Annotated in this window: 21 protein-coding genes; 13 read left to right on the top strand and 8 right to left on the bottom strand. The window is 55.2% G+C overall.

The genetic code is table 11. The features are described from left to right. Positions 1-40 precede the first annotated feature (40 nt). Together QLQ17_RS14955 and QLQ17_RS14960 are read left to right on the top strand one after the other, a co-directional pair. On the top strand, positions 41-1,075 hold the full coding sequence (locus QLQ17_RS14955; protein ID WP_283210411.1) for a type IV pilus twitching motility protein PilT: 1,035 nt from the start codon (positions 41-43) through the stop codon (positions 1,073-1,075). 87 nt (positions 1,076-1,162) lie between these two features. Further along, complete coding sequence (locus QLQ17_RS14960) at positions 1,163-2,284, top strand: PilT/PilU family type 4a pilus ATPase (protein WP_283210412.1); 1,122 nt, start codon at positions 1,163-1,165, stop codon at positions 2,282-2,284. A gap of 21 nt (positions 2,285-2,305) precedes the next feature. Here the strand turns inward: QLQ17_RS14960 and QLQ17_RS14965 are convergent, their stop codons facing one another. Then, positions 2,306-2,722, bottom strand: coding sequence for a hypothetical protein (locus tag QLQ17_RS14965; RefSeq protein ID WP_283210413.1), 417 nt, complete (start codon positions 2,720-2,722; stop codon positions 2,306-2,308). A gap of 263 nt (positions 2,723-2,985) precedes the next feature. After that, complete coding sequence (polA, locus tag QLQ17_RS14970; RefSeq protein WP_283210414.1) at positions 2,986-5,709, bottom strand: DNA polymerase I; 2,724 nt, start codon at positions 5,707-5,709, stop codon at positions 2,986-2,988. Positions 5,710-5,796: 87 nt separating this feature from the next. Between polA and QLQ17_RS14975 the strand changes: the two genes are divergently transcribed. Further along, positions 5,797-6,132, top strand: coding sequence for a DUF2782 domain-containing protein (locus QLQ17_RS14975; RefSeq protein WP_283210415.1), 336 nt, complete (start codon positions 5,797-5,799; stop codon positions 6,130-6,132). A gap of 21 nt (positions 6,133-6,153) precedes the next feature. On the opposite strand, the gene QLQ17_RS14980 is transcribed toward QLQ17_RS14975, so the two are convergent. After that, complete coding sequence (locus QLQ17_RS14980) at positions 6,154-6,645, bottom strand: fibronectin type III domain-containing protein (protein WP_283210416.1); 492 nt, start codon at positions 6,643-6,645, stop codon at positions 6,154-6,156. A gap of 322 nt (positions 6,646-6,967) precedes the next feature. On the opposite strand from QLQ17_RS14980, the gene QLQ17_RS14985 reads away from it, so the two are divergent. After that, positions 6,968-7,372 carry a hypothetical protein gene (locus tag QLQ17_RS14985; RefSeq protein WP_283210417.1) on the top strand — a complete coding sequence of 135 codons (405 nt, stop codon included), beginning with the start codon at positions 6,968-6,970 and terminating at the stop codon, positions 7,370-7,372. Between the two features lie 62 nt (positions 7,373-7,434). Here the strand turns inward: QLQ17_RS14985 and QLQ17_RS14990 are convergent, their stop codons facing one another. After that, positions 7,435-8,088: a DUF4124 domain-containing protein gene (locus QLQ17_RS14990; RefSeq protein ID WP_283210418.1), complete on the bottom strand. Its 654-nt coding sequence runs from the start codon at positions 8,086-8,088 to the stop codon at positions 7,435-7,437. A 76-nt stretch (positions 8,089-8,164) separates the two neighbouring features. Beyond that, on the bottom strand, positions 8,165-8,803 hold the full coding sequence (gene pyrE, locus QLQ17_RS14995; RefSeq protein WP_283210419.1) for an orotate phosphoribosyltransferase: 639 nt from the start codon (positions 8,801-8,803) through the stop codon (positions 8,165-8,167). An 81-nt stretch (positions 8,804-8,884) separates the two neighbouring features. On the opposite strand from pyrE, the gene QLQ17_RS15000 reads away from it, so the two are divergent. Then, positions 8,885-9,691 (top strand): exodeoxyribonuclease III, encoded by an 807-nt coding sequence (locus QLQ17_RS15000; RefSeq protein WP_283210420.1) that lies wholly within the window; start codon positions 8,885-8,887, stop codon positions 9,689-9,691. A 159-nt stretch (positions 9,692-9,850) separates the two neighbouring features. On the opposite strand, the gene rph is transcribed toward QLQ17_RS15000, so the two are convergent. Next, positions 9,851-10,567, bottom strand: coding sequence for a ribonuclease PH (gene rph, locus QLQ17_RS15005; RefSeq protein ID WP_283210421.1), 717 nt, complete (start codon positions 10,565-10,567; stop codon positions 9,851-9,853). Positions 10,568-10,751: 184 nt separating this feature from the next. Between rph and QLQ17_RS15010 the strand changes: the two genes are divergently transcribed. The 5 genes from QLQ17_RS15010 to ridA all read left to right on the top strand — a co-directional run bounded on the left by QLQ17_RS15010 (position 10,752) and on the right by ridA (position 15,350). Next, positions 10,752-11,615, top strand: coding sequence for a YicC/YloC family endoribonuclease (locus QLQ17_RS15010; protein WP_283210422.1), 864 nt, complete (start codon positions 10,752-10,754; stop codon positions 11,613-11,615). Positions 11,616-11,636: 21 nt separating this feature from the next. After that, a complete protein-coding gene (gmk, locus tag QLQ17_RS15015) occupies positions 11,637-12,263 on the top strand; it encodes a guanylate kinase (protein WP_283210423.1) in 627 nt (208 codons plus the stop codon). A gap of 99 nt (positions 12,264-12,362) precedes the next feature. Beyond that, the gene (gene rpoZ / locus QLQ17_RS15020; RefSeq protein ID WP_283210424.1) at positions 12,363-12,575 is read left to right on the top strand and encodes a DNA-directed RNA polymerase subunit omega; all 213 of its coding nucleotides are present in this window, start codon (positions 12,363-12,365) and stop codon (positions 12,573-12,575) included. Positions 12,576-12,759: 184 nt separating this feature from the next. Continuing rightward, positions 12,760-14,913, top strand: coding sequence for a RelA/SpoT family protein (locus QLQ17_RS15025; RefSeq protein ID WP_283210425.1), 2,154 nt, complete (start codon positions 12,760-12,762; stop codon positions 14,911-14,913). A 50-nt stretch (positions 14,914-14,963) separates the two neighbouring features. Beyond that, entirely contained in the window at positions 14,964-15,350 is a 387-nt protein-coding gene (ridA, locus tag QLQ17_RS15030; RefSeq protein WP_283210426.1) for a deaminase RidA, read from the top strand. A gap of 46 nt (positions 15,351-15,396) precedes the next feature. On the opposite strand, the gene QLQ17_RS15035 is transcribed toward ridA, so the two are convergent. Continuing rightward, the gene (locus QLQ17_RS15035; protein ID WP_283210427.1) at positions 15,397-16,275 is read right to left on the bottom strand and encodes an NAD-dependent epimerase/dehydratase family protein; all 879 of its coding nucleotides are present in this window, start codon (positions 16,273-16,275) and stop codon (positions 15,397-15,399) included. A 49-nt stretch (positions 16,276-16,324) separates the two neighbouring features. Between QLQ17_RS15035 and QLQ17_RS15040 the strand changes: the two genes are divergently transcribed. From QLQ17_RS15040 to QLQ17_RS15050, 3 genes are all read left to right on the top strand, one after another. Next, positions 16,325-17,284 carry a hydrogen peroxide-inducible genes activator gene (locus tag QLQ17_RS15040; protein WP_283210428.1) on the top strand — a complete coding sequence of 320 codons (960 nt, stop codon included), beginning with the start codon at positions 16,325-16,327 and terminating at the stop codon, positions 17,282-17,284. Between the two features lie 7 nt (positions 17,285-17,291). Then, positions 17,292-19,367 carry an ATP-dependent DNA helicase RecG gene (gene recG / locus QLQ17_RS15045; protein WP_283210429.1) on the top strand — a complete coding sequence of 692 codons (2,076 nt, stop codon included), beginning with the start codon at positions 17,292-17,294 and terminating at the stop codon, positions 19,365-19,367. Between the two features lie 83 nt (positions 19,368-19,450). Then, entirely contained in the window at positions 19,451-20,818 is a 1,368-nt protein-coding gene (locus QLQ17_RS15050) for an HDOD domain-containing protein (protein WP_283210430.1), read from the top strand. 292 nt (positions 20,819-21,110) lie between these two features. Here the strand turns inward: QLQ17_RS15050 and QLQ17_RS15055 are convergent, their stop codons facing one another. Next, entirely contained in the window at positions 21,111-21,566 is a 456-nt protein-coding gene (locus tag QLQ17_RS15055) for a DUF2489 domain-containing protein (RefSeq protein ID WP_283210431.1), read from the bottom strand. Positions 21,567-21,582: the final 16 nt, after the last annotated feature.

Here is a 21,582-nt window from a genome sequence, read left to right on the forward strand (position 1 = left end):
CAAAATCAGAACAGAAGAATAACGCCTTCCGAGGACCCCTATGGATATTACTGAACTGCTTGCCTTTTCAGCCAAACAGGGCGCATCTGACTTGCACCTGTCGGCTGGCCTTCCGCCCATGATTCGGGTTGATGGCGATGTTCGCCGGATCAACCTTCCGCCGATGGAGCACAAAGAGGTCCACGGCCTGATCTACGACATCATGAACGACAAGCAGCGTAAGGATTACGAGGAGTTTCTGGAGACGGACTTTTCCTTCGAGGTCCCTGGTGTTGCCCGCTTCCGTGTCAACGCGTTTAACCAGAACCGTGGCGCCGGCGCCGTTTTCCGTACCATTCCTTCCAAAGTGCTTACCATGGAAGATCTGGGCATGGGGCAGGTATTCAAGGACATCGCCTCGGTGCCTCGCGGGCTGGTGCTGGTCACCGGGCCAACGGGTTCTGGTAAGTCCACGACGCTGGCGGCGATGATCGACTACATCAACGACAGCCGCTACGAGCATATCCTGACTATCGAAGACCCGATCGAATTTGTGCACGAATCCAAAAAATGCCTGCTAAACCAACGGGAAGTTCACCGCGACACCCTGGGCTTCAACGAAGCACTGCGCTCTGCATTGCGGGAAGACCCTGACATTATCCTGGTCGGTGAGCTTCGTGACCTTGAAACCATTCGCCTGGCGCTGACCGCCGCGGAGACGGGCCACCTGGTATTCGGTACGTTGCACACCACCTCGGCGGCCAAGACCATTGACCGGGTGGTCGACGTTTTCCCGGCGGAGGAAAAGTCCATGGTTAGGTCCATGCTTTCCGAATCACTGCAGGCGGTTATATCCCAGTCTCTGATGAAAAAAATGGGCGGCGGCCGGATTGCTGCACACGAAATCATGATTGGTACTTCGGCGATCCGGAACCTGATCCGGGAAGATAAGATCGCCCAGATGTATTCCGCCATCCAGACGGGTGGGTCGCTGGGTATGCAGACGCTGGACCAGTGTCTGGAGAAATTACTCAAGAAAGGCCTGATTTCACGCGAGGCTGCGAGAATGAAAGCCAAGATGCCGGACAATTTCTGACAACTTGGGAATTGGCACGGGGCGGGCAGTCCTTCCGGGGCACGCTAAACTCGGGTGAACAGCGAACACTTGGAGATAGGTGGCAGCATGGAATTCGATAAATTATTACGTTTAATGGTCGACAAGGGCGGCTCTGACCTGTTCATCACCGCCGGTGTTCCGCCCTCCATGAAAGTGAATGGCAAGGTTCTACCCGTCACCAAGAGCGCGTTGACGCCGGAGCAGACCCGGGATTTTGTCTACGGGGCCATGAACGACAAGCAGCGTCAGGAATTCGAAGAAAGCCACGAGTGCAACTTTGCCATCAGTGCCCGGGGCATTGGCCGATTCCGTGTCAGCGCGTTTTTCCAGCGCAATCTCTGCGGCATGGTATTGCGGCGGATTGAGGTGAAAATCCCCAACGTTGATGATCTTTCACTGCCGGCAGTGATCAAAGATCTGGCGATGACCAAGCGTGGCCTGATCATGTTTGTGGGTGCCACCGGCACCGGTAAATCGACGTCGCTGGCGGCAATGCTTGGGCACCGAAACCGGAACAGTCGTGGTCATATCATTTCCATCGAAGATCCCATCGAATTCGTTCACCAGCATCAGGGCTGCATCGTCACGCAGCGCGAGGTGGGTATCGATACGGAAAGCTTCGAAGTCGCACTGAAGAATACCCTGCGTCAGGCGCCGGATGTCATCCTGATTGGTGAGGTCCGGACCCGTCAAACCATGGAATATTCAGTTCAGTTTGCGGAAACCGGTCACCTCTGCCTGGCGACTCTGCACGCGAACAACGCCAACCAGGCACTGGATCGGATCATCCAGTTCTTCCCGCCAGAGCAGCACAATCAGATCTGGATGGATTTGTCGCTGAACCTGAAAGCCATCGTGGCCCAGCAGTTGGTGCCGACACCGGATGGTCAGGGCCGCAAGGCGGTCATCGAGGTGCTGATTAATACGCCTCTGGTGGCCGATCTGATCCGCAAGGCGGAAGTGCACAAGCTCAAAGAGTTGATGTCCAAATCAAGAGAATCGGGCATGCAGACGTTTGACCAGGCTTTGTATGACCTGTATTCCGAAGGTTCGATTACCTACGAGGACGCGTTGGCCCACGCTGATTCGGCCAACGACCTGAGGTTGATGATCAAGTTGGGCGCTGACTCTCAGGGTGCCGACAAACTGGCGTCCAGTGTGGACAAGTTGTCTATTCAGGACGATTGAGCTGTGGGGCCGGGTGGTGTCTTATCCCACCACCTGGCCGCGGTACATCTTCTTCGCTTTGCGCGGGCTGTCCACTTCGCCATCACTTTCAAGCTGGGTGTCGTCTGTTCTCGGTTTAGTTTCATCGGCAATCGCCTGACCGCGGTACATGCGCTTTGGGCTGGCTGATTCCTTTTTACCGTCAGCGTCTTTTCCTTCCGGTTCTTCCTCCGCGGGCAATTCCAGGGTCGGAATCTGGTGCTTTAACGCTTCCCACGTGCGGATGAAGTCCGATGACCGGGTTTTGCTGGCGTATTCGGCCAATCGATATTCCAGACGATCTTCTGTGAGGTGTAGTTTGACCCCGAATTCCGATTGGATCAGACGACGGCATTGATGAACCAGCTTCAAAAGACCCGGATTCAGCAGCCAACTGCGTTCGGATGCCATGGTGGACATGGTAGGCGCCTCATAATGGGTGTCACAACTTGGCCTCTGCATGCGTGGTTTCTACGCTGCGAAAAGGCCGACCATGTCTCCTTTTGCGAAATTCGTGCCGTTTATTCGATTCGGCGCCAGCCCAGTATTTGCGGGGCTTGGCGACGTTCTGGAGGGTTTGGCGTCATATCTGGCCAGCACGTTTTGCGGGCAAGCCGACCCGTTTACGCGCTGAAATGATGCGTGATCTCCCAGTTGGACGCGGCTCACCCTCCGCCGGGCGCTCAGTGAGCTTCATCCCAGTTGTTACCGATGCCTGCTTCCACAAGCAGAGGTACATCCAGCTTGGCCGCAGCGGACATTCGCGACTCAAGTCCCTTGCAGATGGTGTCCAGAGCGCTCTCTTTGACCTCCAGAATCAGTTCATCGTGAACCTGCATGATCATTCGAGCGTCGTCTGCGTGATTTGTTGTCAGCCAGTCTTCCACGCTGAGCATCGCGAGTTTAATGATGTCGGCCGCCGTTCCCTGCATGGGGGCATTGATGGCCGTGCGTTCGGCGGCCTGTTGCAGTTGTTTGTTTCGGGCATTGATTTCAGGCAGGTATAGACGACGGCCGAAGAGTGTTTCTACATAACCGTCGTCGTGCGCCTGCTTGCGTATGCTGTCCATGTATTTCAATACACCCGGGTAACGCTCGAAGTACCGGTCGATGTACTCCTGTGCCTGGTTTCGGCCTACGTCCAACTGTCGGGAAAGGCCGAAAGCAGACATGCCGTAGATTAGCCCGAAATTAATTGCCTTCGCACTGCGTCGCTGGTCGCTGGATACCTCGTCTACACCAACGCCAAACACCTCTGCCGCTGTCGCCTTGTGGATGTCTTCACCCTTCTCGAAAGCCCTCAGAAGACCTTTGTCTCCGGAAAGATGCGCCATGATGCGCAGTTCGATCTGGGAATAGTCGGCAGCCACCAGTTTGAAACCCTCTGGCGCAATGAATGCCTGGCGAATACGACGGCCCTGCTCAGTGCGGATGGGGATGTTCTGCAGATTGGGTTCCGAGGAGGATAGCCGCCCCGTGGCAGTAACGGCCTGATGGTAAGAGGTATGGATGCGGCCGGTACGGTGGTGAATAAGCTCCGGCAGTGTATCCGTATAGGTGGATTTGAGCTTGCTCAGGCTTCGATGTTCGAGAATCAGGTGAGGCAATCGATGTTCATGCGCCAGTTCCTGAAGTACCGGTTCTGCCGTAGAGGGGGCGCCTTTGGGTGTTTTTTTGATCACCGGCAATCCCATTTTCTCGTAGAAAATAGCTTGCAACTGTTTTGGTGAGCCCAGGTTAAAGGTTTCCCCCGCTTCGTCGTGGGCTTCCTTCTCGAGTTCGGCCATTCGCTCAGCCAGTTCCTGGCTGTGCTGGCGTAAGGTGCTTGCGCTGATCATCGCGCCACGTTGCTCCATCCGCGACAACACGGGCACCAGGGGCAGGTCGATGTTCTCGTAAACGTCTTTCAGGCGGCCGGTCTTGGCCAGGCGTGGCCGCAGAACCTGGTGGAGCCTGAGAGTAATATCTGCATCTTCTGCCGCGTAGGGCCCGGCCTGTGCCAGGTCAATCTGATTAAAGGTCAGCTGTTTGGCACCTTTACCGGCGATGGACTCGAAAGAGGTGGTCTGCTCGCCCAGATACTCCAGGGCAAGGGCGTCCATATTGTGGCGGGATGCCACCGAATTGAGAACGTAGGACTCCAGCATGGTGTCTTCAGCAATGCCCTGGAGATCAATGTCGTGGTTTGCCAGCACGTTTTTGTCGTATTTGAGATTCTGTCCGACTTTGGCAGCCTTGGGGTCCTCGAGTAGCGGCTTGAACTGGTCGAGTACTGCTTCGCGATCCAGTTGTTCTGGCGCCCCCATGTAATCATGACCAAAGGGTACGTAGGCGGCTTCGCCAGGCTCTATGGCAAAAGACAGGCCCACGAGCTCGGCGTCCATATAACGCAGGCTGGTGGTTTCTGTGTCGAACGCAAACAGGTCCGCCTGTTTCAGTCGCTTTAGCCACTGATCCAGCTCGGCCTGGTCGGTCACAATCGTGTATTGGGACTCGACTTGGGAAGGCGCTGGCGATTCCGAAGCAGGGTTGGTGTCTTTTTGTTCGTCGCTTTCGAGCTCGGCAATCCAGGTTTTAAACTCGTATTCCTTGAAAAGCTCCAGCAGTTCATCATCATCCTGCTCGCGGAGCTGTAAATCCTCCAGCCCAAAATTCAGGGACACGTCAGTACGGATTGTGGCCAGCTCGTAGCTCAACGGTAACGTGTCGGCTGCTTCTCTCAGATATTCTCCGATCTTGCCTTTGACTTCATCGGCATGCTCTATCACCTCATCAAGGTTGTTCCAGGTTTGCAGCCATTTGACCGCAGTTTTGGGGCCACATTTATTAACGCCTGGAATGTTGTCGACCTTGTCACCGACCAGAGCGAGATAGTCGATGATCTGTTCCGGTTTGACACCGAACTTCTCCACCACACCTTCCCGATCCATCCGGGTGTCGGTCATGGTGTTGATCAGAGTGACATGATCACTGACCAGCTGAGCCATATCCTTATCGCCAGTGGAAATCACCACATCGATGCCTTTGCTGGTTGCTTCGTGGGCAAGAGTGCCAATCACATCGTCGGCCTCAACGCCTTCCTCGATCAGCAACGGCAACCCCATCGCCCGCACGATGTCATGTATCGGCTGGATCTGAACGCCCAGGTCTTCCGGCATTGGCGGGCGATTCGCCTTGTACTGTTCGTATATCTCATGGCGAAAGGTTTTTCCTTTTGCATCAAACACCACCACCATTTTCGAACCCGGAAAATCCTGTTCCAGCTTACGTATCATGCTGATGACGCCCTTGATCGCACCGGTCGGGTGATTCTTGCTGGTGGTCAATGGTGGCAGTGCGTGGTAAGCGCGGAACAGGTAGGAAGAACCGTCAACGAGAACCACTGGCGGAGTTTTAGTCTCTGTCATGTCAAAGCGGATCCGGATTGTGATTGAAGCGTGGGGTTGCTTGTGCAAATCTGTTGGTATCAACGACCGTTGGAACCAGAGGGTACCATGAATCCAAAAACGATCACCTGCTTTGCCCTGGCGTTCGTTGCTTTGACAACGTCTGCCGTGGCGCAGGAATCCAAGAAGACTGTGCAGACGCCGGAAGAGCCGGTGGTTGTCTCCGATTATCAGCCACCGGGCTCAGAGGCCCAGATTGTGATTCGGCCCGGCGATGAGGACCAGGTTTTCTATGAATACCGGGTCGGAGGGGAGCTCAAAGAGATCAAGGTCGTTCCGAAGGTCGGCCCTGAATATTATCTGGTGCCTGCCGAGGGCGGAGGCTGGATCCGAGAGAATGAAACAGACCTGCTGGTACCCAGCTGGGTGCTGTTTCGTTGGTAGCTTATTCTTCTGATCTCATGTTCAAATGAGATCGACAGCAACGCCGTCTGAACGGCGGCTTTCGCGTCCTTCCGAGTCAACGGCAGTCACGCTGAACTCGTAGGCCCCCGCGCTAAATTCCTCCAACTTGAACGCCGTTCCCTGTTCTGCGGGGTATTCGATTGCTTTATAGCTGGACTGATACCTCAGTCGGTAATAAATGCGGTATTCCTCAATGTCACCGGATAAAAGCGGGGAGCCGTCTTCACGGGTGGACGGCGGTTCCCACCTCAGGGTCGGGCGATCCAGGTTTTGCGTATTGGATGGCTGGTCCGGCGACTGTTGGCCGAGGGTCTTTTCAAATGAAGATACAGCGCTGTCAAGGCGCTTTTCTGAGGCTGCTGAGGCGTCGGCGGAGTCGGCTCTGGATTGGCCGTAGTCTTCCTGGCACCCACTGATGATGAAAGCAATGAGCAATGTGATCAGAGAAGCAGAAATATTGTCGCCGAGCAGGCGAGGAGCATTATTTTTCATGATTAGATCTCGCAGTCGGGCCGTCTTTGCGGACCCTTTATCAAGCCATTTAAAAACTGGATGCACGGATTGCGGCCGGAATAATACGGGTAGACTGGCGAGCGCCAAAAAAGCAGGGGCAGTATGCCAAGCGTCAGCAAATCATCAAGTGACAGTTCGGTAAGGCGCGTCAGAAAGCACATTTTTCCCTATTAGTATGATCATTCTAATTTTTGAGCTTACTGTGCATGTGTCAGTCACAAAACGGCTTCAAAAACAGTTGCTGTGGTGATGCATATTTTAAATCGTGTAGTACGCATCCAAACCATTGAGGAGAGACATTATGGGTAAGCTCAAAACTTATCAGGAACAACTTCAGGAAATCGTAGAGAAGGGCATCAATGCCGCAGAAGAGCAGCAGAAGAAGCTGTCTGCCAAGCCTTTCGAGTACGCTGAAAAGCTTGAAAATGAAGCGCGCGAATACAGCGTTAAGACTCTGCGCACCCGTTATAACGGCTACAGTGAGAGCCTGTTCGAGCAGCTGCGTTCACTGAACACCCGTTTCGGTAGCTTCGCTGCTGATCTGGTTGCCAAGCTGGAAAAAGAAGCGGCTGAAGGCGCTTCAGAAGTTTCCGAAGCTGCGGAATCAGTGAAGAAGACTGCACAAGCCAAGAAACCAGCGGCCAAGAAGCCAGCGGCTAAAAAGCCTGCAGCGAAGAAGACTACCACCACTACTGCCTCCGCTTAATCGCGAAGAGACAGTATGGAGAGAAGGCCGCCTGCGGGCGGCCTTTTTTAGTGGTTATTTGTTCAGTTTTCCCTGTCTTCGGGAGAGACTTCCAGAGGCAGAGTGCGAGCTTTACCGGTGATGGTTTCCAGGCGCTCGATATCTCGAACGAATTGATCTTTGACGGCATCGATCTCGGCTTCCTGCGCATTGATTTCACGCTCAATGTCACGGATGTTGGATTCAAGCCGGCGTATTTTTTTGAGGGTTGCCTCAGGAATTTTTTGTCCCGAACGTTCCCTGTCAGCGGCTTTGCTCTGTTCAGTGTCCAGTTGGCTTTCGATCACTGAAATATTGCCGCGTTTGAGTTGGGAAAGTCCGCGAAGCTCTCGGACCTTACGGTACATGGCACGAACGGCTTCGTCCGGGTGACTGAAACGTTCCAGGAGTTTCTTGTCGAGTTCCCGCCGGCGGGCTTCCTCTTCCTGGCGGCGCTCTCTGGCTTCGCGGGCGGCGATTTCTTCAGCGGTTGGTGCCGGATCGACGGTTTCGATGACGCGACCCTGGCTGTTGAGAATGTCGTAGCCGCGTTTTGACGCTTCCTGGGGAATGGTGTTGCTAATGACAACCTGGCCACTCTCATCGGTGTAGCGATAGAGGTTGGCCTGGGCAACCGAAGAGAGCAGAAGTAGGGCGACTGCAGAGACTGTCAGGCGAAGCCGGGTCAGATCATTCATGGTCACTAGATGCACTCTGGTTGGCGAAAGATGCTTACAGAAGCATATCAAAAGCAGCGGGATATGCCATGGGCATCTACACGCCGTAGGTTTCCCGGTAAGCTGCTACTTTCGCAGCGTGCTCTTCAAAGCCGGGGCGGTTGTTCAGATAGTCAAGAATCTGATCAAGCTTGATGATGCTGATCACCGGAATGCCGAAGGTGTCCTGCACTTCCTGAATGGCAGATCGGTCGCCGGTTCCGCGTTCCTGGCGGTCCAGGGCGATTAACACGCCGGCGGGCCGGGCGCCAGACTGTTTGATCAGATCCATGGATTCACGAATGGCGGTCCCGGCCGTGATCACGTCATCCACGATCAGAACATTGCCCTGCAATGGGGCGCCGACGATGTTGCCGCCCTCGCCATGATCCTTCTTCTCTTTTCGATTGAAGGCAAAGGGCTTGTTGGTGCCATTCGATGCGAGCGCCATCGCGGTTACCGTGGCCAACGGAATGCCCTTATAGGCTGGGCCGAAAATGATGTCATAATTCACGCCGCTGCGTTCGATTGCCGCGGCATAGGCTTTGCTTAGTTCTAGTAGGTCGTTGCCGGTATTAAACAGCCCTGCATTGAAAAAGTAAGGGCTGGTGCGGCCGGATTTCAGTTTGAACTCGCCAAATTTCAGGGCTTCTCGGGCGATGGCGAACTCAATAAACGTCTGCTGATAGTCATGCATGGCAAGGAGTCTGGCGAGTCTGGAACTTTAATTGAAACGCAAAAACAGTATGATACACACAAACCGGATCAGGGAACACGTATGCGCGTAGTGACAATCAGCGTTAATGGGCTGGCGCAGGCCGTTGAGAAGGGCTTCTTCGAGTGGTTGGCCCGCCAGGATGCTGACGTGGTCTGCGTTCAGGATCACCGCATGCGCGCCTATGAAGTTGAGGATAACAATCTGATTCCGGAAGGTTATGAAGCCTATTTTATTGATGGCGAGCGCAATGAAGATGGCGGCGTCGGCATCTACACCCGCCATTTTCCCAAGGCCATCATGTATGGGTTTGCCAACGAACAGGCAGACCGCGAAGGCCGTTTCATCCAGGCGGATTTTGACAAGGTGTCCGTGGCTTCTGTGCTTGCACCCTGCGCGCTGGGGCGCGAAGAAGAACTGATTGGTAGTGATGATCTGACCGTGCTGGACCATAAAGACGATTTTATGGAGTCTTTTGGCCTCCACATGCAGAAAACCCTTCGCAAGCGCCGACAGTTCATTTTCAGCGCCAACCTGCAAACCGCTCATCACGTCACGGACGCCAGCCCGCTGTACCACAAAGTGGACTTCTCTGGATTTCTGCCCCACGAAAGAGCGTGGTTGGACCGCCTTTTCGATGAAATGGGCTGCGTTGATGCGTTCCGCGATATGAACAAGCAGAGCAATCAATTCACCTGGTGGCCGGAGCAGGCCGAAGGTTCTCGCAAGAAGGCGGGAATTCGGGTGGATTATCAGCTGTTGACGCCGGGTATTCGAAAGACGGTTCTGGATGGCTGGATTGATGATTCAACCCGGTTCTCTGATCATGCGCCGGTGATCATGGATTACGACATAGAGATCGGCGTCTAAGGCGAAAGTCTTCAAGGTCAGGCGCAGCGCTTCCAGAAAGAGAGGCTGTTCCGGACACGCTACAAGCACATCCCTGTGCGCTCGGCTTCGGCCATCCATGGCCGAAGACGGTCCGGAAAAGCCTCTCTTTCCGGAACCGCCCAGCTTTGGCAATATCTTTTACTGCGCTAACGCTGCTTTTTGGGCTTCAAACAGCTGGTTAATGCCAAGCTTGGCCAGTTTAAGCATCCCGTCCAGCTCTTCCTGCTCGAACGGAGCACCTTCCGCCGTTCCCTGAATCTCGATGAATCCACCCTTATCGGTCATGATCACGTTCATATCGGTTTCGGCTTCGGAGTCTTCCGGGTAGTCCAGGTCCAGTACCGGTGTGCCTTTGTAAACACCGACCGAGAACGCCGCAATCATTTGCTTCAGCGGTGACTTCTTCAGGCGACCTTCCTTGACCAGATGATTCAGAGCGTCAACCAGAGCCACGCAGCCGCCGGTGATTGCTGCTGTGCGGGTGCCGCCGTCGGCCTGGATAACGTCGCAGTCGATGGTGATGGAATGTTCGCCCAACGCGCTAAGATCTACCGCGGCGCGTAGCGAACGGCCGATCAAGCGCTGAATTTCTACAGTGCGGCCACCTTGCTTGCCACGGGCGGCTTCGCGGCCCATGCGGCTGCCTGTTGAACGGGGAAGCATGCCGTATTCGGCGGTAATCCAGCCTTTACCTTCGCCGCGCAGAAACGGAGGCACCTTGTTTTCAACGGATGCAGTACAGATTAACTTCGTATCGCCAAATTCCACCAGCACAGAGCCTTCGGCGTGGCGGGTGTAGTTGCGTGTGATTCGGATATCGCGGGGTTGTTCCGGCGTTCTTCCGCTCGGTCTCATAGTCGTTCCTGGTAATTCTCAAGTGAGTGTCCAGCCATGGGGCCGGTCGATTGAATAAATGAAAGGCCGGAGAGTATAACATGCTGCTCGAGACGAGGGTTCGATGCTGTTTCACTAAGGGTCGCCGTTGTAATATCAGCCCTGCTAGACTGAATCAATATCACGCCAATCATGCGGAGCCTTTATGATTCGAAGTATGACGGCCTTTGCCCGTCGGGATGCTCAGGGCGACTGGGGCACACTCACCTGTGAGATTCGCACGGTGAACCATCGTTATCTGGAACCGTCCTTTCGCCTGCCGGATGCGCTCCGCGATCTGGAGAACCGTTTTCGGGAAACCTTCCGAAATCAGGTCAAGAGGGGCAAGGCAGAAATAAGTCTGCGTCTGCAATCGTCTGATTCCGGGCAGCGGCTCGACATTGATGAGTCCATGGCCCATGCCATAAATGAGGCGGCCAATCACATCAACCGGATGCTCGATAACCCGGCCCATCTCAGCGCTCTGGATATTCTGCGTTGGCCCGGCGTGCTGGCCTCCAGAGAGCAGGACTACAGTGCGGTAAAACAGATTGCCGAAGAACTGTTCAGAGAAACCGTCGAGGAACTGGTGTCGGTTCGCGAGCGTGAGGGTGAGCGCTTGCTGCCTCTCTTCGAGGAGCGCCTTCAGGGCATGGGTAAGCTGGTTGCCGACGTGCGGCAATTGATGCCAACGCTGTTGCAGTCACAGGAAGAGCACCTGCGGCAAAGGTTTGAACAGGCTAAAGTAGAACTGGATCCGGAGCGGCTATCGCAGGAGATGGTGATGTTGGCCCAGAAGTCTGATGTGGCCGAAGAACTGGATCGCCTGGATGCGCACATTCAGGAAGTGGGTGATGTTCTGGGCAGTGGTGAGGCTATCGGACGCAAGCTGGATTTCCTGATGCAGGAGCTTAATCGCGAAGCCAATACCTTGAGCAGTAAGAGCATCGATGCCCGAACAACCCGTGCTGCGGTGGATCTCAAAGTGCTGATCGAACAGATGCGTGAGCAGGTTCAGAATATTGAATAACGTTTTAGGACAACCACTGTAATGACTCAACCAAAAGAACAGGGCACGTTGTATGTGATTTCTGCGCCTTCCGGTGCTGGAAAAACAAGCCTGGTGGCAGAAATGCTTCAGCAGGACTCCAAGCTGGGCGTGTCGGTTTCCCATACCACCAGACCCAGGCGAGCCGGTGAACAAGACGGGGTGAACTATCATTTTGTCAGCCGTGAAGAATTCGAGGCGATGATAGGTCGTGGTGACTTTCTGGAACATGCTGATGTCTTTGGCAACTACTACGGCACCTCCCAGGTCTGGGTGAAAGAGCGCCTTACAAAGGGCGAGGATGTGATTCTGGAAATTGACTGGCAGGGCGCCGAGCAGGTTCGCCGTATAATGCCAGAATGTGTGGGAATTTTTATTGTTCCCCCATCCCCCGAAGCGCTGCGCGAACGCTTGACCGGTCGGGGGACAGACGAACAGGACGTTGTGGAGCGTCGCCTTAGGGAAGCGGCACAAGAGTGCAGTCACGCTGCCGAATTCGACTTCTTGGTGGTGAATGACCAGTTTGACACTGCTCTGGAGGACTTGCTGTCGATCGTTCGCAGCCAGCGCCTGCGTATGACAGCGCAACAGCAGCGATACGCAGATCTGCTGGTCCGATTGTCTTCCTGATTGGGGCGCTTGGGCACCGAAGGCTGTGTACAAAGTCTTGCTTGCGGATTACACTACGCGGTCTGCTGAATCAGCCATTGTTTAAAGGTCGGGAAAGTTATGGCACGAGTTACCGTTGAAGATTGTCTGGAAAACGTTGATAACCGCTTTCAACTGGTCATGCTGGCCACCAAGCGGGCCCGTCAGATTTCCACCAAGGGGTTTGAGCCACTGGTGATGGAAGAGAACGACAAGCCTACCGTAATCGCGCTTCGGGAAATTGCTGAAGGCAAGATCGGTCGTGAACTGCTTGCCGAGGAAGACGACGAATAGTCGACACGGTATTTCTTCGGCATTAAACGCCGATAAGCATTGAAATCCGGCATTCCGCTTTTATAGTGTATAGGTATAAGCATGAAGGAATAGCACGGAGCAGCGCGAAATGGCGTAAATGGAACCCGAATGCCCGCATTCGGGTTTTTTTGTCCCTGTAGAATGGCTTGTATACGGAGGCGCGGTGTCGGCAGAGGCGACAGTAGAGGTGCTGGCAAGTGAGTTAAGCACCTATCTTGATACCAATCGCATCAATCAGGTGCGACGAGCCTACTATTATGCCGAACAAGCCCACGAAGGGCAGATGCGCAAAAGCGGCGACCGTTACATTACCCACCCTCTGGCTGTGGCCCACATTCTTGCCAGCCTGAAGCTGGACCATCAAAGCCTGATGGCGGCCATGCTTCACGACGTTATCGAAGATACCGGTATCCCGAAAGACGCCTTGGCCGAGCAATTTGGTGAAGATGTCGCCGAATTGGTAGACGGCGTCAGCAAGCTCACCCAGATAGAATTCCGTACCCGCGCCGAAGCCCAGGCTGAAAACTTCCAGAAGATGACTCTGGCCATGGCTCGCGACATCCGGGTGATTCTGGTCAAACTGGCGGACAGGCTGCACAACATGCGCACTCTGGGCCCCATGCCCTATGAAAAACGCAAGCGCATCGCTAACGAAACCCTGGACATATACGCGCCCATAGCCAACCGGTTAGGCATGCATTCCATCTGTACAGAATTGGAAGACCTGGGGTTCTCGTCACTTTACCCCATGCGCTCGAAATACATTTCCAAAGCGGTCGCGAAATTGCGGGGCAGTCACCGGGAAATCATTGATGAGATTCGCGGTAAGCTGCAGGAAAAGCTGGAAGAGCGAGGCTTGCCTGGCAGGATTCAGGGCCGGGAAAAGCATTTGAACAGCATCTACAACAAGATGAAGTTCAAGCATAAGTCCTTCCATGAAATCATGGATGTGTATGCGTTTCGAATCATTACGGACACCGAAGACGACTGTTATCGCATTCTGGGTGCCGTGCACAGCCTCTATAAACCACTCCCCGGCCGCTTCAAAGATTACATCGCCATGCCCAAGGCCAATGGGTATCAGTCATTGCATACCACCCTGTTCGGCATGCACGTGAATATTGAAATCCAGATCCGCACCGAAGAAATGGAGCAGATTGCCAACAACGGCATCGCGGCCCATTGGATGTACAAGAATGAGCCGTCCGACGTCAGCGCGGTGAACCAGAACCGGGTCGATCAATGGGTGAAAGGCCTGATGGAAATGCGGGAGCGGGCGGACGATTCCCTGGAATTCATCGAACACGTCAAAGTGGATCTGTTCCCGGATGAGATCTATGTGTTCACGCCCAAAGGCCGGATCATGGAATTGCCGCGAGGCGCGACGCCGGTGGACTTCGCCTATGCGATTCACACCGACATTGGCAATGCCTGCGTGGCCTGCAGGATCAATCGCAATCTGGGCTCGTTGAGCCAGACATTGCAAAGCGGTCAGACGGTGGAAATTATTACGGCACCGGGTGCCCGCCCGAATCCTGCGTGGCTGAGCTTCGTAACGACCGGCAAGGCCCGCAGCAGTATCCGTCATGTGCTCAAGAATCAGCGCCGTGCGGAGTCCCTTGAGCTGGGTAGAACCTTGTTGAAACGTTCTTTGAAAGGTTTCGGTACCAAACTCTCGGATGTTAATGAAGCGCAGATCCAACATGTCGTGCGACACAACCAGGTTGAAAGTTTCGAAGATCTGATCAGCGACATCGGCCTTGGGAATCGAATGGCTTATCTGGTGGCCAGGCAACTGGTCAGCGATCAGAGTGAGAGTGGAAAGGGGGTCACCAAGCAAACCGAATTGTCGGGGCAGGAACATGGCTCCATGACCATTCGCGGCACCGAAGGCTTACTGGTCAAATTCGCCAAGTGTTGCAAGCCGATCCCGGGCGATCCGGTCGTGGGAGTAATGGATTCTGGTAAAGGTCTGGTGATTCATTCCGATACCTGTCCACGTTTGCCTGACGACAGCGAATCCCGCGCCAATCTGACCCAGTTGAAATGGGCCAAGGATATCGACGGCGAATTCTCCGTTGAACTACGGGTAGAGTTGGAACGCCAGCGAGGGGTGATTGCCGAACTGGCCAACGCGGTGGCCATGGCCGATGGCAACATTGAGCGAATCAACGTGGAAGAGCAGAACGCGCGATTGGGCGTTGTCAGCCTGGTGGTCCATGTTCAGGGGCGTCGCCACCTGGCCCGAGTCATGCGCCGCGTGCGCAATATCAAAGCGGTGACCCATATTAATCGGGTACGCAACCGGGGCAGTTGACAGTCCGCGCCTCTGGAGGTGAGGATTGCCGTTTTGAACGAGGGAAAAACATGACCAACAAATCTGTCATTCAGACTGAAAACGCGCCGCAGGCTATTGGCACCTATTCTCAGGCCGTCAAAGCTGGTGATACCGTGTATCTTTCTGGCCAGATTCCACTGGTGCCGCAGACCATGGAAGTGGTGGCCGGTGATTTTGCGGCGAAAACCCGCCAGGTGTTCGAGAACCTGAAAGCCGTGTGCGAAGCCAGCGGCGGCGAGCTGAAGGACATCGTCAAGCTCAACATCTACATGACGGACCTGAGCAACTTTGCCACCGTCAACGAGATCATGGCGACCTACTTTCAGGAACCGTACCCGGCCCGCGCCGCTGTGGGGGTTGCCGCGTTGCCCAAAGGCGTTCCCATTGAAATGGAAGCGGTTATGGTTCTGAGCTGATTCGGACGTCGTCCGAGCAAAAAAGGCGGCCCTGGGGCCGCCTTTTTTATTGTTGTTTCATTTGTTCATCGATCATTTCGCCGTAGCCGGCCCGATAGTTCGGATAGCGGAATTCAAACCCGCTTTGCAGAAGTTTCTGGTTACTGCAGCGCTTGCTGCCAGCTCGGCCGCCTTTACGCGCACCGGCCGCTGGAGCTTTGCAGGGCAGTTGTGAGCGTACCCACTCAACCACCTCATCCAGCCGGGCGGGTTCGCTGTCGCTGGCCAGGTAGCAAGGCTCCAGCGCCTGGCCATTGAGTGCATGTTCTGCAAGATGACAGACTGCCGCGGCGGCGTCCGCCTCATGAATACGGTTGCTGAAAGGTGCGGGCGAGGCTGGGTCCATCTCACCTTCCATCACCGCCTGCAGGAAGCGTTTGCGTGACGGACCGTAAATACCACTGAAACGAACAACCGTCGCCGGGAATCCGCTGTTCAGTGCCGTTTGTTCGCCTTGCAGGATCTGTTGGCCGCTGGCCCTGGCGGGTTCGGTTGGGCTGGATTCGTCCACCCAGGAATCGTCGTCCTGGGAATACACGCTGCTACTGCTGATAAAGATAAGGCGCTTAACCGGCTGGTCGCCGATGGCGTTGATCAGGTTCTCAAGTCCGGTGACAAAGGCATCCCGATAACCAGACTCGTCATATTGAACCGGCGTTAGACAGTAGATAACCAAATCCAGTTCTTTTGGCAGGACCGCCCTTAGCTGATCTGGATTCAGCAGATCGGCGGCCACTGGATGAACGCCCGTTGGCACTCGATCCGGATTGCGCCGAAGGCCGTAAATAGTGTGTTCTTTTGCGAGGTGCGAGGCGATGGTGCCTCCGAGTTTGCCGCACCCGGCGATCAGAATGCGCGGAGCGGTTTCGTCTTCGGTGATTGCCATAGGCAAACTCAATCCTTATGCTTTGGATAATAAATTACCGGAGCCTCCCATGACTCTTACCGAGTTACGATACGTTGTTACCCTTGCTCGAGAAAGACATTTTGGCCGCGCTGCCGAGCGTTGTCATGTCAGTCAGCCTACCCTCAGCGTGGCGGTGAAAAAACTCGAAGATGAACTGGGTATACCGCTGTTCGAACGCAGTAAAAACAGCATTCGTGTTACGGAAACCGGTAAGCGCATCATTGAGCAATCCCAGCGTGTGTTGGATCAGGTGGGGCTGATCCGAGACATGGCCCAGGACGGTAAAAATCAGCTCAATGCACCGTTGAAAGTGGGTGCTATTTATACCATCGGGCCATACCTTTTCCCCCACTTGCTGCCGGAACTGCGCCGGGGCGCGCCGGACATGCCGTTGTACATCGAAGAGAATTACACCGCCACTCTGCGCCAGAAGCTTCGCCAGTCAGAGCTGGATGCCATCATCATCGCGTTGCCATTTGAAGAGCCTGAAGTGGTTACGCTTCCGCTGTATGACGAGCCTTTTGTGGTTCTGCTGCCCGGTGGTCACCCCCTGGCCAGGCACGAAAGCCTGACAGCAGAACAGCTGGCGAAAGAACAGTTGCTGTTGTTAGGCCCTGGCCACTGTTTCCGCGACCAGGTTCTGGAATCCTGTCCGCCACTGGTGGAAGCCGTCAGTCGCAGCTCGGCCACGGAGAAGGGGCCGTCGCTGGTTACCGAAGGCAGTTCGCTGGAAACCATTCGCCACATGGTGGCTTCCGGGCTGGGTATTACGGTTTTGCCGATGTCTGCGGCCACCGCCATGCAGTACGACGAAGACATTCTGGCTGTTCGACCGTTCGTGGCGCCTGTGCCCTACCGCACGGTGGCGCTGGCCTGGCGAGTCACCTTTCCGCGACCCAAGGCAATTGACGTGCTGTCTCTGGCAGCCAGCCAATGTCGGGTGATGGATAAGGCGAAGTTGGAAAAACCAGCCGCTACTGCGTCCTGAGCAGTTCATGACCTCACTGGGCGACATTGACGTCACCGTTCTAAAAGGGGTGGGCAAGGCTCTTGCCCAGACCCTGGCGAAGCTGGGAATCCATTCTCTGCAGGATCTGCTGTTCCACCTTCCACACCGATACGAGGACCGAACCCGCCTGATCCCGATGGGGCAGCTGCGTATTGGCGACGTGGGCGTGGTGGAAGGTGAGGTGATGAAGGCGGATCTGGTGATGGGGCGCCGGCGTAGCCTGCAGGTGACTTTAAAGGACAGCAGCGGCTTTCTGGTCATGCGTTTCTTCCACTTCAACGCCGCCCAGAAAAACCAGCTGTCGGAAGGCACACGTGTGCGGTGTTTTGGTGAAGTTCGTCCGGGCCGGGCAGGTTTTGAATTCTATCACCCGGAATATCAGGTCAACCCGCCACCGATGCCCTCAGCGGCCGAGGCCACCCTGACGCCGGTCTATCCCCTTACCGAAGGCATTCAGCAGCCGCGGGTCCGCTCGCTGTGCCAGCAGGCGCTGACTTATCTCAAGCGTTATCCCATCCATGACTGGTTGCCGCCGGAATTGATGGAGCAATATCAGTTGCCCGGTATTACACAGGCTGTGGAATTGGTGCACTCACCGCCTGCCAGTGCGCCGGTCCATCTGTTGATGGAGGGAAGACATCCGGCTCAGCAACGCCTGGTGATGGAAGAGCTGCTTGCGCATCAGCTTAGCCTGTTGCAGGTCAGACAACAGATTCAGGCTCGTGATGCGCTACCGCTGTTACCCAATGGCGATTTGCCGGCACGGTTTCTTGAAGAGTTGCCATTCAGACTGACTGGCGCCCAGAAGCAGGTAATGAGCGAAATTCGTCAGGATCTGAGCCAGACTGTACCCATGCTGCGCCTGGTTCAGGGTGATGTGGGCTCTGGCAAAACCGTTGTGGCAGCGTTGGCAGCTCTGCAGGCCATTGGCGCCGGGGCCCAGGTCGCCCTGATGGCGCCAACGGAAATCCTGGCGGAACAACATTATCAAAATTTCAGGGGCTGGCTGGAGCCTCTCGGTATTCAGCTGGCATGGTTATCCGGCAAGGTAAAGGGAACCGCCCGAAAAGGTGTTCTTCAGGCGGTGAGCACCGGAGAAGCCGGCGTGGTCATTGGTACCCATGCTCTATTCCAGGATGACGTTGTGTTCAACCGCCTGGCTCTGGTGATCGTCGACGAGCAACACCGGTTTGGGGTGCATCAACGCCTGGCGCTGAGAGAGAAGGGGGTTGGCGGAACCCTGGCGCCTCACCAGTTGATCATGACCGCCACGCCCATTCCCAGGACGTTGGCCATGAGCGCCTATGCGGATCTGGATACCTCGGTGATCGACGAATTGCCACCGGGTCGCAAACCCATAGAAACCATCGCCATCCCGGACAGTCGCCGGGAGGATGTGACTGATCGGGTGCGCAACGCTTGCCGGGAAGGGCGCCAGGCTTACTGGGTGTGTACGCTGATTGAAGAATCCGAGGCCCTTCAGTGTCAGGCGGCGGAAGCCACGGCAGAAGAATTGGCCAAACGCTTGCCAGACCTGAAGGTGGGGTTGGTCCATGGGCGTCTCAAAGCGTCGGAAAAAGCCCAGGTGATGGAACAGTTCAAGGAAGGTGAGCTGGATCTGTTGGTAGCGACTACCGTGATTGAGGTCGGGGTTGATGTGCCCAATGCGTCACTGATCATTATTGAAAATCCGGAGAGGCTGGGGCTCGCTCAATTGCACCAGCTCAGAGGCCGGGTCGGTCGGGGCGAGGAAGCCAGTTTCTGCGTGCTGATGTACCACCCGCCGCTGTCCCAGAACGGCAAAGCACGGCTTCAAGCCCTGAGAGACAGTCAGGATGGCTTTGTGATTGCTGAAAAAGATCTTGAAATCCGGGGGCCAGGCGAGGTTCTGGGCACGCGTCAGACTGGTATGATGCAATTCCGGCTGGCGGACTTTGAGCGCGATAAAGGGTGGATCGAACCGGTAAGGGATATGGCCCCCGAGTTGTTGAGTCAGCCTGAGCGCGTGAATGGACTGATAAGACGTTGGCTGGGCGAGCGAGTTCGCTACGGCGACGTTTAGCGCTGAGTCTGACGTTCTGCCCTATAATGAAAATAAACAATAACGAATAAAACGACAGAATAAACGGAACAAGGGAGAGATCTATGGAACTACCTGTCGCAGTCAGGCAGGCGCTGGGTGATTCCGTCTCCGGAGTGTCGCTCCGGGATGTTAGCCAGGCCGTGGAAGAACAGCTGTTGCGTATGGTACTTCTCAGGGACGATCAGGGGAGTTTGCAGGCGATTTGCCGCCACACGGATCTTCTGGATATCAACGCCCTGAACAAGAAGCTTGGTCGGGATCTTCGAATGATGACCCGCAGGGACCAGGCCCAGGCACGCCAGCGTGCTGGCCTGACGGAAATGCCACCATTGCCCTCCCTCACAGGCTGGCCTACGGTCGTTGACGATCGGGTGGATGCTCTGTCTTCTGTGACTTTGTCGCTGGGTGCAGACAACCCCTGCATCGTGATGCCTTGCGAAGACTTCCAGTCTCTTATCGAGAGCGCCGACCGCCACTCGTTCTCGGTGGCGTCTGGCAGCATTCAGGTCAACCTGGACCACCCTGAGGAAGATAAGGCCCAGCTTCACTCTGCCATTCGAAAGTTTACCAGCCTGCGAATTCAACAACGGCTGGAGGATACCCTGGAGTTGCCACCACTGCCGGAAACAGCTCAGCGAATCATTCACCTGCGGGTCAATCCCAACGCGGTGATGGGCGACCTCGTAGACGTCGTGGAGAGTGACCCAAGTTTGGCAGCACAGGTAGTCAGTTGGGCATCGTCGTCTTTTTACGCAGCAGCCGGGCAGGTTCGGTCGGTGCATGATGCGGTGTCCCGTGTTCTTGGTTTTGATCTGGTAATGAACCTGGCCATGGGCCTGTCACTTGGCCGGGCGCTTAAAACGCCACAGGATCACCCGGAAGGCTATGTGGACTACTGGCAGCAGGCGATCTGGCAAGCGCAGTCCTGTGGAATTCTGTCCAGCATGATGCCGAGGGGTGAACGCCCCATATTCGGTTTGTCGTATCTGGCGGGGTTGCTTCACAACTTTGGCTATCTGGTTCTGGCACAGGTGTTCCCGCCTCATTTCAAGCTGGTGTGTCGTACTTTGGAGGTCAACCCGCACATGGATTCGTCGGTCATCGAGCATTACCTTCTGGGGGTCAGCCGTGAGCAGATTGCGGCTCAGCTGATGCAGAACTGGGGCATGCCGGATGAAGTGAACCTGTCCATCAGGTATCAGAAAAATCCTGGATACGACGGGCCCTATGCCGTCTATGCAAAGCTGCTCTGGCTGGGGCGTCAGTTGCTGATCGAGCGCGGAGTCGCACTGGGTGCGGGCCAGGAAGTGCCTTCTGAGCTATACGAGTCGTTGGGGCTGGATCGAGCAAAGGTGGAAGATCAGTTTGATCAGCTCGTAGAGAATAAAGACGTGGTGATGGCCATGGCGGGTATGATGAGCCCGTCATAAAAAAAGCCGGCCCTGAGGCCGGCAAGCTCACCCGCTTGTTGCAGATTCAATCCAATGCTAGGAGAAAACAATACGAGTCGTTTGGCGAAAAGTGACAACGACTTCATTTAATTTAGCCAATGGTGCGGAAAAGGAAAGAAAATAGCCGTGGCATTTTTCGGCTGGATCCTGGTAACAATGTGTCGGCAGCCAGAAAGGTTTGATTTAAAAGATTTAAAACAGCCGTTTTATCGGTAGGTAGTTACAAAAAAAAACAAAACCGCTGCTTATTCAGCGGGCAAGGCCAGGGAAATTAGAACGGATGCTGGCGCAGTGCGACAGCGGCCTCGCGAATCCGATCGGCGTGCTCTTCCTCAACAGCCAGACGTTCCTGGTCCATCTTTTCGACAAACCGTGTATTGGTGTCCTGCCGGGCCTGGTGAGTTGGCATGTGCTGGATCAGATCATGAACTTCCTGGAACACCCGGAACGGCGACTGATCCAGCAACTCGGGTTTTACGTGGTCGAGTAACCCTTTGATTCGCAGGCAGGCTTCGGAGTATTCCATCTGGTCTGCCTCAACGGCCATGGCCAACACCTGCAGGCTATCCACCATATTCTGGTGACGGTCTCGCTGAAAGGCCTCCGTTTTTTGCTGACGCTTGCGCCCTTCTCTGAGGGTGCGCATCTGCCTGGCGATGAAGGTAATCAGCAAAGCGATGGCGATCATCCCGCTCGAAATCAATGTCCACTGCAGCCACTGGGGCATAGTTATCTCCGAAAGT

The organism is Marinobacter sp. CHS3-4 (assembly GCF_030053415.1).
GTDB lineage: Bacteria > Pseudomonadota > Gammaproteobacteria > Pseudomonadales > Oleiphilaceae > Marinobacter.